At 42.7% G+C, this 12,984-nt stretch carries 11 protein-coding genes and 1 pseudogene; 6 read left to right on the top strand and 6 right to left on the bottom strand.

Annotation, left to right across the window (positions count from 1 at the left end):
• Positions 1-227 precede the first annotated feature (227 nt).
• From MSG35_RS01560 to MSG35_RS01550, 3 genes are all read right to left on the bottom strand, one after another.
• The gene (locus MSG35_RS01560) at positions 228-947 is read right to left on the bottom strand and encodes a DsbA family protein (protein ID WP_050647846.1); all 720 of its coding nucleotides are present in this window, start codon (positions 945-947) and stop codon (positions 228-230) included.
• A 127-nt stretch (positions 948-1,074) separates the two neighbouring features.
• On the bottom strand, positions 1,075-1,644 hold the full coding sequence (locus MSG35_RS01555; protein ID WP_248382591.1) for a protein disulfide oxidoreductase: 570 nt from the start codon (positions 1,642-1,644) through the stop codon (positions 1,075-1,077).
• Positions 1,645-1,647: 3 nt separating this feature from the next.
• Positions 1,648-3,711 carry a protein-disulfide reductase DsbD domain-containing protein gene (locus MSG35_RS01550; RefSeq protein WP_248383235.1) on the bottom strand — a complete coding sequence of 688 codons (2,064 nt, stop codon included), beginning with the start codon at positions 3,709-3,711 and terminating at the stop codon, positions 1,648-1,650.
• Between the two features lie 159 nt (positions 3,712-3,870).
• Here MSG35_RS01550 and MSG35_RS01545 point away from each other — a divergent pair, with 159 nt between their 5' ends.
• A complete protein-coding gene (locus tag MSG35_RS01545) occupies positions 3,871-4,095 on the top strand; it encodes a hypothetical protein (RefSeq protein ID WP_248365713.1) in 225 nt (74 codons plus the stop codon).
• 538 nt (positions 4,096-4,633) lie between these two features.
• On the opposite strand, the gene MSG35_RS01540 is transcribed toward MSG35_RS01545, so the two are convergent.
• Positions 4,634-4,882 carry a hypothetical protein gene (locus MSG35_RS01540; RefSeq protein WP_017062732.1) on the bottom strand — a complete coding sequence of 83 codons (249 nt, stop codon included), beginning with the start codon at positions 4,880-4,882 and terminating at the stop codon, positions 4,634-4,636.
• 252 nt (positions 4,883-5,134) lie between these two features.
• Here MSG35_RS01540 and MSG35_RS01535 point away from each other — a divergent pair, with 252 nt between their 5' ends.
• Together MSG35_RS01535 and MSG35_RS01530 are read left to right on the top strand one after the other, a co-directional pair.
• Positions 5,135-6,739 carry a mechanosensitive ion channel family protein gene (locus MSG35_RS01535; RefSeq protein ID WP_122081171.1) on the top strand — a complete coding sequence of 535 codons (1,605 nt, stop codon included), beginning with the start codon at positions 5,135-5,137 and terminating at the stop codon, positions 6,737-6,739.
• Between the two features lie 234 nt (positions 6,740-6,973).
• Complete coding sequence (locus MSG35_RS01530; RefSeq protein WP_248382589.1) at positions 6,974-7,807, top strand: RecX family transcriptional regulator; 834 nt, start codon at positions 6,974-6,976, stop codon at positions 7,805-7,807.
• Between the two features lie 83 nt (positions 7,808-7,890).
• Here MSG35_RS01530 and MSG35_RS01525 read toward each other — a convergent pair whose 3' ends face one another.
• Positions 7,891-8,685, bottom strand: a complete 795-nt coding sequence (locus tag MSG35_RS01525; protein ID WP_248382587.1) for a LuxR C-terminal-related transcriptional regulator — start codon at positions 8,683-8,685, stop codon at positions 7,891-7,893.
• 349 nt (positions 8,686-9,034) lie between these two features.
• On the opposite strand from MSG35_RS01525, the pseudogene MSG35_RS01520 reads away from it, so the two are divergent.
• The 3 genes and pseudogenes from MSG35_RS01520 to MSG35_RS01510 form a co-directional block, all read left to right on the top strand.
• A pseudogene (locus MSG35_RS01520) lies at positions 9,035-9,130 on the top strand (DUF3187 family protein); the annotation flags it as partial.
• 158 nt (positions 9,131-9,288) lie between these two features.
• The gene (locus MSG35_RS01515) at positions 9,289-10,323 is read left to right on the top strand and encodes a porin (RefSeq protein ID WP_248365707.1); all 1,035 of its coding nucleotides are present in this window, start codon (positions 9,289-9,291) and stop codon (positions 10,321-10,323) included.
• Positions 10,324-10,488: 165 nt separating this feature from the next.
• A complete protein-coding gene (locus MSG35_RS01510) occupies positions 10,489-10,800 on the top strand; it encodes a hypothetical protein (RefSeq protein ID WP_050646422.1) in 312 nt (103 codons plus the stop codon).
• Positions 10,801-10,891: 91 nt separating this feature from the next.
• On the opposite strand, the gene MSG35_RS01505 is transcribed toward MSG35_RS01510, so the two are convergent.
• Positions 10,892-12,739 (bottom strand): M3 family metallopeptidase, encoded by a 1,848-nt coding sequence (locus MSG35_RS01505; protein WP_248382585.1) that lies wholly within the window; start codon positions 12,737-12,739, stop codon positions 10,892-10,894.
• Positions 12,740-12,984 lie beyond the last annotated feature (245 nt).

Genomic DNA, 12,984 nt, shown 5'->3' with positions numbered 1-12,984 from the left:
ACAGTTGTCTAGAGTAAGCACGTCTTGGACTCATCGAGAGAACTGCTTTTAGAGTAGCGAGGCTAGATTAAGAATCCATTGCAAGATAGTGACACTTCGACTGTTTTTCTGTTTCAAAAATAATATTGAAAACATTATCTTAAGCTCATAAAAAAGCCGACTGCGAGTTACGCGAGTCGGCTTTTTATTCACTTCTCTTTCGAATTTTTATCTCTAACTACACTCGATTAAAAAGCGTCATCTACGATCTCTTTTAATCGGTCGTAAGGCACGTATCCCGGTAAGATCTGCCCGTTCATCATTAATGTTGGTGTGCCAGTTAAACCCAATGCGCTAAAGGTTTGGTGGTTGGTCATTAGCGTGTTGCTTTGTTCTGTGGTGGTGTCTAGTTGCGCTTCTGTTCCCGTCTTCTTGGCTACAGCTTGCAGTGACGATTTTGTGTGGCTACCGCTTTTTGCCATTAATAGTCGGTCTACTTCAGGGAACGCTTCTGGATTATCTTTCCATACTTTCATCGCGTATAGCGCTGCGTTGGTGTTTAGACCCGAAACCTGTTGCTGCTTAAATGATAGGTAGACATTGATGACCTTAATGTCGCTATTTTCAGAGGTGAGTTGAGTTAACCCTTTTTCTAAGCGCTTACAGAAAGGACAGTTGTAGTCGGTAAAATTGACGATGACCGATTTGCCATCTGGATTGCCAAGGATCGGGTGAGCGTCATTGTTGTATAACCAATCATGGCTTTCCGCTTGGGCTTTCTTCGCTTGCTCTTGACCTGCTACGTACTGCTCTAAACTGGTATGCAATCCAGAGATCGTCGATGGGTTTTCCTTCAGGAATTGATTAATTTCTTCAAGTTGTTGAGTTTGTTCTTTGTTTAATTCTGCGAAGGCATTAGTACTCATTAGTGAGCCTAAAATTAGTGCGCTTATCAGATGCTTTTTCATATTGTCTTTTCTCTAATTCGTGATAATCGTGAGCGCTTATTGGGTTGCGCTCACATTAATATTGTTTGTTAAACTGGCTGAGTCGGTTTATTCACTTAGCTTTGCTCTGTTTTGCTTTGTGAGCGAGTTAGGCAAAGTAGGTTCTTAACCACAGCCCTATAGGAGAAGTAACGCCTGTTGCGATACTGCTAATCTTTCCGTCTTTGATGATGACGATGCTTGGAGTGACATTAACGCCCCAACTTCTGTTGATTGATCCAGAAAGATCATTGATAACAGGGAAGTCATACTCTTTTGCATCTAAGTAGCGCTGGACACGTTCGTCTGGACCAGACGATAGAGCGACCGAAACCACCTGATGGGAATCGCTGAAGCTATTGACGGTTGGGCTTACAAATTTGCAGGCACCACACCAAGTCGCCCAAAAATAGACAATGACTGGCTTACCATTTTTACTTAGCTCGATAACATCAATATCTTCGCCTTGGAGCGATTGACCCACAATTGGAATCGCATCGCCCTGAGGCATACTTCTGCTGTGATAAAAGTCCATGGCAAATGAAACCACGCCAACGATCAATATCATTGAAATCAGTTCCTTTCCCCACTTCTTAAGACGACTTGGCTTTTTGGCCTCACCCTTTACAGCGCTATCTTCAGTTGTGCTAGATTTATCTTCATTGTTGGGAGTCTTCATCGGTTATCTCGCAGCGTCGATGGCTTGAACGACAGTGTCACTGTTGAGAATTACAGGCAGTGGAATACCGCTTTTATAGCTCGGACCGTAGACGATATTAAATGGCACACCAAATCGCCCATTACTTTGTAAGTATTGAGTGACACTTTCACTTGGTGTTGTCCAATCACCTTTCATCAAAACAATGTCTTCTTGCTGTAGGTGGCTGTAGACAGGGTCTTGAAGGATGACGCCGATCTTGTTGGCTTTACAGGTGATACACCAATCAGCAGTCACATCAACAAACACCGTTTTGCCTTCATCAACGAGCTGAGGGATTTGCTTCGCATCCAGCTTTTGCCAAGCGAGATCGTCAACAATCGGTGTCGCCCAGTTATCAGCGGTGACACTACCGACGATCAATGCAGCACCAAACACCAAGGTTGTGGTTGCCATGATAGGAATAAGCACCTTGCGACCCAACTTACGGCCAATCCAAATCAATACTGAAATCACGATAAATAGTGACAGCAGGATAGTTGGGAATTTACCAATGAATGGGCTCAGAAGGCTTGTTAGCCAAAGGCTGGTAATGAACATCATTAAGCCAAAGATAAGCTTAACTTTGAACATCCATGCCCCAGGTTTTGGAAGCAGCTTGGTTAGGCTCGGGAATAGCGCAAAGATCAACCAAGGCGCACTCATACCGATACCGAGTGCGATGAAGATTGCCCATAACTCTTGATAGCTTGCTCCAAGTGCATACGCGACTGCGGTTCCTAGGAATGGCGCGCTACACGGCGTTGCTAACAGCGTCGCAAACATGCCTTGAACAAAGTGGCCTGAATGTGAGTCATCGCCTTTGGTTGCTATCCAAGTGTTTAAACCTGATGGTAGTCTGAATTCGAATAACCCAAGCAGGTTAATTGAGAACAGCAAAGTGATGATCAGCATGAATCCGATGAACCAAACATTTTGGAATTGGATTCCCCAACCAATCGCATTACCACCCATTTTTAGAGCGGTCATACCTAGGGCTAACAGCGCAAATGATGTAATGACACCTGAAGCAGAAGCTAAGAATGAGAGTCTAATATGACGATTAGATGCACCTTGGTTTTGAATGATGCTGTTTAATTTCATTCCTAATACTGGCAACACACATGGCATGATGTTGAGGATCAAACCACCAATTAAAGCAAAGCCAATCATTGCTAGAAAGCCGTTGTTGCTTGTTTGGTAAGCGATCGGTTCTGAGCCAACTTGGGCCGTCATCTCTTCGGCGAAATTAGTATCTGAAACAGTGACACTCACGGTACGGTCCGTTAAGTCGACTTCACCTATCCAGTTGCTCACATCAAATACGGCAGTCATTGTATTGTCTGTGATGTGGACGCTTGGTTGAGAGAAGAAGTCATCAATCACTTCTTGCCCGTCAATCAACACCATCGGCTTATCCCAGCCATCTTTACTTGTCAGCTGAGTAACCAGTTGCTGCTTGCTCTTGTCCCAAAATAGACCATTGACTGAAGTGCGGTTAGCTTCTCGTGGAGATTGGCTCATGCCTTGGTTGAACAAGAACATCGCTTCTTCATCGAGTGCTAAAGCTTGTGGGTCAATCGGCAGTTCGATATCGTAATCGGTTAACACACAGATATTGGTACACGACGGAAAGGTAAACGACGCCCTGAATATCGCAGGCTTCGTGTTGTCTTTCAGGGTTAACGTGACAGGAAAGCTGACATGCTTTTTGTAGCCTAACGTCATGACGTCAAGCTGCTCGTAGTACTTAGGTATCGGCCAGTGCCACTCTACTGACTCAATGTTTGTTGAACCAGACCAGTCCCAGCTTGGCGGAATGCCACCTTCGCCTGGGCTACGCCAGTAGGTTTTCCAGTCGCCGTCGAGCACGACATCGAGCACGGTTTGGATCTTAGAGCCGTCATCCGACTGTTCTCCCGTCGACATCATTCGCATCTTCACAGGCGGATGCTCAGGCACACTAAGCCAGCCTGTTGTCTGTGCCAAGGCGGTAAATGACGTCATAACCAAAAGGGCAGTGACTAAGGTTTTCGCGCATGTACGCATAGAGAATGCCAATGAATCGACAAACTTAGTTAGTAGTGTGTTGTACACAAATGTATCTCCAAAAAATAAATAAAAGGGTGTAGTAGCCCGCTTATTTACTCTCTAAATATACAGTGCTTTAGATGCAATCGGTGTTTTGTCGGTCGAGTAGAGCGATGATTGTCTCTAGATAATCTCGATATGTGGGGAGGTAAGTTAAATGCAACAGCAATAATAAGTACGAATGGGATCAGCCAGCCGGTTTTTGGGGCGGCAAAGGTCAGCATTTTCGAACTCAGGCTGCATGAACTTGAATTGGGGGACGTTAACATTTTTGACGCTTCTAAGCCGAAAACACTGGCGTATAGAGTGGCCATTTTTTCTGAAGAAGCGATGTCGGTTTGAGGATTACTGGTTTCTGTATGAGTTTGCGCGCCAACTAGGACTGATTGACCATTAGCGGATGCAGATAACGATACTTTCTTTACGGCAAGAGTGCTCGCCAGACAAGTTACGATAACCAGTCCGGTAAGGAAGAGCGCCCAAAGCGAATGCTTTTGTCGGCGGTTCTGTGTGGATAAGAAAAGTAGTGATGTGTTCAGCAAATTAGTCAGTAATCAAATCTGTTATTAGTTAAAGCCAGCTCATTGAATTGTGGCTAGCTTAGATAAGTTCTCTTCGCGCCACAAGTCATAAAATGGTTAAAGTGAAACTATGTATAAACGCGGAAAACGGCAGGTACACGATAAACGACGCATAAACACCAATTCACGCGAATAGGACATTGAGCTCTAGCTAAAGTTCACTTCAACTGAAAGTTATCGCTAATTTATTCTTTATCGAGTTGTTTATTCATTATCAGGACGGGACAGGTGATATAAAAAAGCCCAACAGATCGTCGTTGAACGTGTTGGGCTTTAATCATTGGTGCTATTGGAAAGGCTTAGTGAGTGCGGCGAGGGCCGTTACGTACCAAGTCTTTACCGTTATCAAACACTTCTTTGGTGATCCAGCGAGCAAGCAGAACTTTGTGGCTGCTGTTGAATACAGCAACGAAGTGACGACCATCTGAATTATTGGTTGCCATGCCTACACCTTCAACCCCTTCAAGGCCTAAACCGCCAGCTTCCACTGAAATTAGGAATTGCTCTAGTTCTTCTAGAGACTCAATAATATCAAGTTCGTTGTTCATTTTTATGCTCTCTTGCTGTGAGCCAACATCGTATTTAGGGTGCTTTAGGGCATGCACCAGAGTGAAGATATTGGCCGTTGTTCTTTGTTGGATGCGTACTCTACAGGTCATAAGAGGGGATTGGAACTCTCAAATATTAGAAGCAGGCTGATAATTTGCGAATTTTTAACATAACATACGTTTAAATGCTTGTTATCCATATTCTTTTTACTACTATTTATAGGGTCAATTTAGACAGTAATAGGAATTAATATGATGAAGGTTTGGCGTTGTCTATTGTTAATGTTGGCGTTTGTCGCATTTGGAAGTTATGCGCAGAGCGTTGAGAAAATCGCAGAAGTACAAGATCAGTTAATGCTCGATCTAGCAACATTAGAAACGGCGCATGATGCTGAGAAGCCCTTTCTTGAAGATATCTTAAGGCGTAAGAATCAGGGCCTACGCGAAGAGATTTTTTCACAGCTATCGTCAGATAAAAAAGAGGGGCTGGATGTCACTCTTGCTCAGCAGGTTGAACTGCTACAAAAATTGCTGTCATTGAATGAAACTAAAATCGTTTCAATGAGTAAAGAAAACCGTTCAGCTGAAGGTGATGCTAAAAAACGCCTTGAATTGCGTATTCAGAAACGAATCGGAATGATGGATGTCTATTATCAACAGCTTGCTAAGACCTTAAATTGGTCAAAAGAGCGTGGTGTTGATGTTTCTGTTCCTGAAGGTGAACTTAAAACGGCGTTAATTGCTCGTTCTAAATACCTGACAAATGCCATTCTTTACACAGACACACAGCGACAAGATCTAGAAGCGCGTTTGTCTTTTGTGAATGAAGAAGAGAAAGCGACCATTAAAAAGGAGCTTGAGCGTTTCAGCGAGCGCACTAGCGTTATGGTTGCTAGCTTAGAAGAAACCATCACGCTAATGGAACCGTTTGGCGTCGATGTGACTTCATACAAACGCGTTTTGCTAGCGACGACAGGCGACATTAACGCCGATGTGTTGGATGTTGATGTTGCACTGGAACTGTTGGATGGTTGGCTTCGTTCGTTCAGTTCATGGGCTTTCGAAAATACCCCTTCTTTTGTCGTTAAACTCGCTCTGTTTCTCGGTATTTTGTACGTAACTCGCCTTATTGCTAATGTGGCTCGTAAGACCGTTCGTAAGAGTGTCTCGCACTCTAAAATGGACTTCAGCGTATTGATGCAGGAGTTTTTCGTATCCATCGCATCTAAAGCGGTCGTGTTTATTGGTTTGCTTATCGCACTGTCTCAAATAGGGATAGAGCTAGCACCACTTCTTACAGGTTTCGGTGTTGCCGGTGTCATCATCGGTTTCGCATTGCAAGACACGCTATCTAATTTTGCATCGGGTTTGATGATCTTGATCTACCGTCCTTATGACGTAGGTGACATGGTTAAAGTGGCAGGCGTGCAAGGCACGGTAAAAGACATGAGCTTAGTGTCGACGACCGTTCAAACCATCGATAACCAACGCTTGGTGATCCCAAACAACAAGATTTGGGGTGACGTGATCAACAACATCACGGCAGAGCGTGTAAGGCGTGTTGATATGGTTTTCGGTATTGGTTACTCAGATGATATCGATAAAGCGAAAGCGGTATTGAATGACATCATTCTTGCGCACCCTCTAGTGTTGAAAAAACCAGAGCATATGATCAAGCTTCATACCTTGAATACCTCTTCAGTTGATTTCGTAGTACGACCTTGGGTTAAGACTGATGACTATTGGGATGTGTACTGGGATGTAACGGAAACCGTGAAGAAACGCTTCGATGAAGAAGGCATCACGATCCCATTCCCTCAACGAGATGTACATATTTACAATCACGAAGAGAACTAAGCGAAAGAGCTAGTATGAAAAGCAATTTCGAATAGAGCTATTACGAAAAAAGCTAATACGAAAAAGCTAAGCATGGCTTAGAGCCATCATTTTTAATGTGATATCAAATGGACGCTGAATAAGCGTCCATTTTTATTGGCTGCCGCTTATGTTGATCTTCATTCTTTTATGTCACTCAACCGCCTTAGAATTAAGTTATGATGAGGTAGGCTTAGTTTGGACAGTTGAAAGCGAATGAATGATTCACAGCAAAAAACGAATAGTAGAAACACAACGGTAAGAAAAGCAACACGAATTGAAAGTGTTATGAACTCTGCGATGTGGCATTTAACCCAGAGAGATATGACGGAAAGCGAGCTGATTGCGAAGCTAAAAGTGAAAACCGACAATCAAGAATGGATCGATGAAACGTTGAATACTTTGAAAGGCTTTGGGTATCTCAAGTCTGACCAAGTGTTTGCTGAACAATTCGTGGAACAAGCTTTTTCTGGTGAATTCGGTTCTCGATACATTGTCGAAAAACTGAAGAAGAAGGGGCTGACCGATTCAGTGATTTCTGATGCAATCCATAAAGTGTCGTTCGAAAAGTCTATCGATGAACAAACCATCTTGATAGACCGAATCAACCATTACTACTCAAGCTTTACCATGAGCCGTGAAAAGCTGGTTGCGACACTGCAAAAGCGTGGCTTTAGCTATCAACAAGTCAAGGTAGCGATTGACCAGCACCCACAAGCGCATCAACTGAAAAGTAACATTCAAATTAAGGCCGAGAAAGCCGATTTGGAAAAAGAGGTGCTCAAGTACGCTCGTAAAGGCAAGGGACTGACTGCCATTCAGCAAGAACTTAGACAACGACAAATCGACACAAGTGAACTGTCATCGCTCATCGACCGATTGATTAATGAAGAGCAGCTAGATTTCTATTCTTCGTGTTTAGAACAGTTGCAGAAGAAGTCTTATGACCTAAACGATCATAAAGAACGCTCCAAGGCTTACGCGATGCTAAGTCGAAAGGGGTTCTCTTCAGACGAGATCAAATTTGCTTTGAGTGAAGGTAATGAGTAGCGTGATTGAATTTAAGAAAAGTTGAGCTCAAGAAACATCGAACGTTAAGCTATTAACAGCAGCAGGGCATCAAACAACTTGCTCTAACGTGTTGTGTGTATGTTCTCTGCAATCCCCAAACCATTGCGTAAGGCGAACTGAATCAGGTCATTGTGGCTGTTTAAATTCAGCAAACCTAACATGCGGTATTTGTGCGACTCAATGGTTCGTGAGCTTAAGTGAAGCTTATCAGCACACTCTTTTGCACTAAACCCTTGAGCAATCAACGCAAGAACTTTGGTTTGCTTTTTTGTGAGCAATAATAGCTTCTCACTGTCATCTTCTAACAAGTTCTCGTTTTGCTTTAGTGTTCTGGCTAACGTCGAATGTTGCCAATAACAGAGCCAAAGTTCACAGACTAATTTTAAACGCTGGATGTCTTCGAGATTGAAGGTAGTATCGTTGTCGTGAAAGTTAGTAAAAGACAATGCACCCCAGCGTTGGTTAAACAGCTGCAAAGGAATGATGCAGTGCCATCTTCCCCCTTCTTTATAGAGCTTCTTTAACACATAGTTTTTACTTGAAACGAGTTCGTTGCTGGTAAAAGCGAGGTAAGTTTCATTGGTTTTTAAAAGCTTGAGGTAATCAAGGTAGTTACCGCCGACTAAGCTTTTTATATTAACAGGAGGAATGTGTGCTTTGGAAACTGAACACGTTTTTCCTTCTTCAAGTAAGACCATTGAATTAGGGTAGAGTGTCAAACGATCAATCCCAAACCAATCGAGTACATCAAAGCTTGCTTCTGACCAAGTTGTTTGAAAGTTTTTTGGATCGCTATTAATGAGAGATGTCGATTGTTTCATTAACAGTTGTTCAAAACTTAGCTTTAAAGCAGACACATTTTTCCTTTATAGATACATTCATTTCATCAATGCACAGAAGATATTCGTTCGAGTCGCTCAGTGCAAGATAAGATTCTTATATATATCATAGGTTCTAATCTAAAGTTTTTTATAACTCTTGGTTCTATGTGGAGGGGTGATAAGCAGTACATCTACTGCATTAATTGAACGGTGTTTTTTAATAAAATCGGGCATTTCTATAACCGAGTAAACACTGTGATAAGTTTAAGGACGTTACTGTCTATTTCAGTCTCGATGTTGAGCTTTTTCATCCGACAGCACAGCAAATGATTCTCCAATGTTTGTGTATGCTCAGTCATCCTTTCATTCAAATGTACTTTCAACACAACTCGCAGTCGAAGCGCTGAGGATTGAGAACATCCGTAATATGGATAACAGCACGGATATAGGTTTTACACTCGGATTACGTTTTTCAATATAAACGACACATTAATATATTCTTATTTCATGAAATTCACCAAAGCTATAAAATTTTCAGTAAATTTACGGTATATCAATAACCTGATTTTTTGAACAATAGCGCCACTCCAAAAGGCCGGACTAACAAGGCCGAATCAATATATATAGGTAGTGGTTATCATGAAAAAGACATTAGTAGCACTTGCGATTGCGAGCATTTCAAGTTCAGCTTTCGCTGTAAGCACAAGCAGCCAAAACAGCCAAAACGAAGACATGTTTGCATTCGATTCAATGCACAAAGATCAATTCTCAGTATCAGGTTCTTTCGGTGTTGGTGGTTACTACGATACTGGTTCTAAAGCGTTCTACGATGACTGGGCAACAGGCCTTACTCTTGCAGTTAACTACCGTAACAACCGTATTGTTGGTTACTTCGAAACTGACTTAATGGTGAACTACACGACAGACAACAACGTATCTGCGAATGACGCAGCAACCGCTGGTTGGACAAACGGTATCGATACTGGTCCAGCAACAGATGTAGATAAAGCGTGGTTAGGTTTCGATACTGGTTTCGGTATCGCTTCATTCGGTTGGGAGAACGACACAGCACTAGACAAAGTGGATGGCGCTGGCGATAACACTTACGAGTTTGGCGCTTCTGCTGGTGATGCTTCTGACGGCTTCAATGTTGTTAAATTCCAAGGTGCGACAAGCGGTATCGCTTACGGTATTTCTTACTTTGAAACAGGTGATGATCATAATGATGCGGATAAAGGCATTAATGGTTACATCGGTTTAGAGCAAGAGGTATTCAACCTATACGCAGGTTATGAAGCTCGTGATGACGATGCTGATTACGAAGTTTACACAGTAACAGGTAACGTGAAGGTTGGTGCTCTTAAACTGGGTATGAACTCTTGGATTGAAGAGAGTGATTCTGCTAAGAACACAGGCTACTACGTTTCAGGTGGTTACACGGTTTCTGAAGACCTAACAATCGCAGCAGGTTACGCGTCTAGCAACAATGAACTTGATGGCCACGCAGATGTAGATGCTTCTTACATCAACATCGCGGCAATGTACCGTATCGCTGACAACGCTGACATGGGTATCGATATCAAGCAAGACATCGATGGTGCACGTATTGGTTCGACAAGCGCACAATACGACGAAGAAACACACGTATTTGCAGCGGCTTACTACTACTTCTAAGAACTTGACCTCTTAAGAACTTCTAAGAAATTTGATGGTAATGGTGTAATAGCTTGCCCGGTCGTTACACCATGTTCTCTTCTTTTTGCAGTGTAAGTATCCACAGATTGATATGTGGTTTGTCACTCAAGTGCTACGAGTGAAATTATTATCTGGAGAAATGTAATGATTAAAAGCATTACAGCCAAGGGTGTTATTTATGGAAATGATACCCTGTTTACGTGTAAACCGAATCGTAATGGACTATTTGAATTGGCGCGTAAACATGGAAGAGTCGCAGGTACCCGCCCACAAGATCTCAAGAATAAGGTTTATGCTGAATCCCTTGATGAAGCTTGGAGTCTACTCAAAACAGAGAAGTTTTATATTGTTTTGACGGGGCAAGTATTTGGCATTCATCGAAAATCATTGCGAAGTGCTGATTCTGTTGATGTTGAGTTTGATACTGAAACTCGCTCGACATGTGTCACAGAATAAATCCAAAGCTGAATACTAAAAGGACGATAAATTATCGTCCTTTTTTCGTTTGAGTCTTGGTTCAACCTTGGTTAAAGGTGCTCAGAACCTGTTATCGACCGTATTGCCCAACAATGAATTTCTCAAACTCATGACACATCTGATGATTTGATTTGTCATTATTCGCCAACTCGGTTGCCCCATCAACGATCGATATCTTCGCATTCAAATCAGCGACTGGTGCACGTTCTCTTGTCGACAGTTGTTTGATTTTTTGCTCCTCAATAGCCCAAGCTTCCTCTGGCGATAAGTTACACTCGTCAGCGAGATATTTGGCATTAAAACCTTCCCCAGTCAGGCTTTCGATTGTCCCATTATGATTCACGCTGTTTCCTTGATGCCAATAGTGCTTAGCTAACAAAGGGCCAATCTCTGGGTTATCCGTTAAGTAGCCAAACTTATCAGTGAAATATGCACGAGTTTGAAACACCGCCATATGAGCCAGCAGGTAACCTTGATATGCGCAAGAGGCTTCATCCGACAACAGATGCGGGATCGCCATTAATGGGCGAGGGCTACAAGCTAATCCAAGAATCGTTTTCTCACTGCTACGAGCAAGAGCAGTGATCTTTTCCGGTGTCAGATCTTCATCCGCCAATTCGTAAAGTGCTCGCTCGAAATACGGAACTACTAAAATGCTGCGTTCTTGATAAGCTCTGAAGGGTTGTTTGTTATCGATGATTGCTTTGATTAACTCGTCAGGTACTGCTTGGCCATCTGCATTAAGCGCGTATTGTTTGAGCCAATCGGCGTCATTCAATAAGCTGTCACAGAACATGGATTGCGTTTCGGCATAAGCCATCGAGGTTGGTGCAAATTCCTGAGAGAAACAAGGCGCGTTCATCTTAACGTTGGCGAAATGCGCTGCGTGGCCGCCCTCGTGAAATAGCGTGTTGATGCCATCATAGCCGCTGCCCACTTGATCGGGCTTTGCGTTGCTCGTGAAGTTAACTTGAGCCGCTACCCATGTGTCTTGATCGTAGAAAGAAGGGATAGGCCCATGACAGAAGCCATTAGGGTACTTACCTTTGCGATCAAGCAGATCCAATTTTAATGTCGCTTGAGAGTATTCGATGTTGAGGCGACCAAAAGATTCAATCCAGCGTCGAAGTGACTTTGAGAACGGAACATAAGGATCAAGATCATTCATAACGTCACCTGCAAAAGAGTAGGTAAAGTTATGGGCTTGAAGTGCATTCTCGCCTTTCTGTTCTGCCAAATTGACTAGGCTTTGCTGATGGCTATCGCGTGTGCGTACTTCGAAATCATCCAGAATCGTAAACAGTTGTTCTGTCGTCATCTGTTCGGTTTTTACCACCGAGTAATCAAAGAAGGTTTTAAACCCAAGTGATTGAGCAAATTGGTTACGTTTTTTGATCAGCTCAATAAAGCCGTTAGCCAGCAGCCATTGCTCTAAATCTAATAATGCTTGATGTGCAGAAAGCCTAACTTGTTCATTACCATTACTTCTAACGGCTGAGCCTAAAACAGGCAGTGACCCTTCTGTTTCATCGCCTGTTTCATTTACGTAAGTCATCACATGATTCTGCTTTTTCTCAAACAGTTCAGCCTCAAACTTTATGAGATCGGCTTTAAGCTTCTGAGATTGCTCAGACTCAATAGCGTGAGATCTAAAGGTCGCTAACCAACCATTCAAGCCTGTTAGTGTACTCTCTTTTTCGAGAGGATCTTGAATTTTATCGATAGCAGCAAGTTGCGTTTCGATAGCAGTAATCTGTTCGGCAGCGCTTAGAAATTCCGTCCACTGAGTCTGTGCGAGTGTCGAACCATCGTGGTCGTCACTGATACCCATATATGTATCCCAAAAGAAGTCTTCTTTCGCTTTATGAGTCGCAAGATACTTTTGATTCAATTGGTTGAGATAGCTCGTTGCAGTCATGACATTCCTTGAAATTTAACCAGTAATTTCAACATTATGACACATTCATTGAATGTATTTTGTGACGATAGATATAACTGAATGCAAGTCACAGCCTATCGGTTTACTTTACAGCGTATTAGTGATAATTAATTAACTGTTAATGGTTTGTTGTTTGCTAGTATTAATTAGAAATAGTTCGCTGATTTATCCAGCCTTTTATTGAGTAAATTGATGTACTCAAGGTCAGCGCTTTTGTAACGAAG

This window comes from Vibrio sp. 1CM23M, from assembly GCF_023161755.1.
GTDB lineage: Bacteria > Pseudomonadota > Gammaproteobacteria > Enterobacterales > Vibrionaceae > Vibrio > Vibrio coralliirubri.
This window is presented reverse-complemented; position numbering and strand designations above follow the sequence as displayed.

Coding starts and splice junctions, on each gene's coding strand:
- MSG35_RS01560 (WP_050647846.1), bottom strand. CDS start 947: ATGAAAAAGCATCTGATAAGCGCACTAATTTTAGGCTCACTAATGAGT.
- MSG35_RS01555 (WP_248382591.1), bottom strand. CDS start 1,644: ATGAAGACTCCCAACAATGAAGATAAATCTAGCACAACTGAAGATAGC.
- MSG35_RS01550 (WP_248383235.1), bottom strand. CDS start 3,711: ATGCGTACATGCGCGAAAACCTTAGTCACTGCCCTTTTGGTTATGACG.
- MSG35_RS01540 (WP_017062732.1), bottom strand. CDS start 4,882: ATGAACAACGAACTTGATATTATTGAGTCTCTAGAAGAACTAGAGCAA.
- MSG35_RS01535 (WP_122081171.1), top strand. CDS start 5,135: ATGATGAAGGTTTGGCGTTGTCTATTGTTAATGTTGGCGTTTGTCGCA.
- MSG35_RS01530 (WP_248382589.1), top strand. CDS start 6,974: ATGAATGATTCACAGCAAAAAACGAATAGTAGAAACACAACGGTAAGA.
- MSG35_RS01515 (WP_248365707.1), top strand. CDS start 9,289: ATGAAAAAGACATTAGTAGCACTTGCGATTGCGAGCATTTCAAGTTCA.
- MSG35_RS01510 (WP_050646422.1), top strand. CDS start 10,489: ATGATTAAAAGCATTACAGCCAAGGGTGTTATTTATGGAAATGATACC.
- MSG35_RS01505 (WP_248382585.1), bottom strand. CDS start 12,739: ATGACTGCAACGAGCTATCTCAACCAATTGAATCAAAAGTATCTTGCG.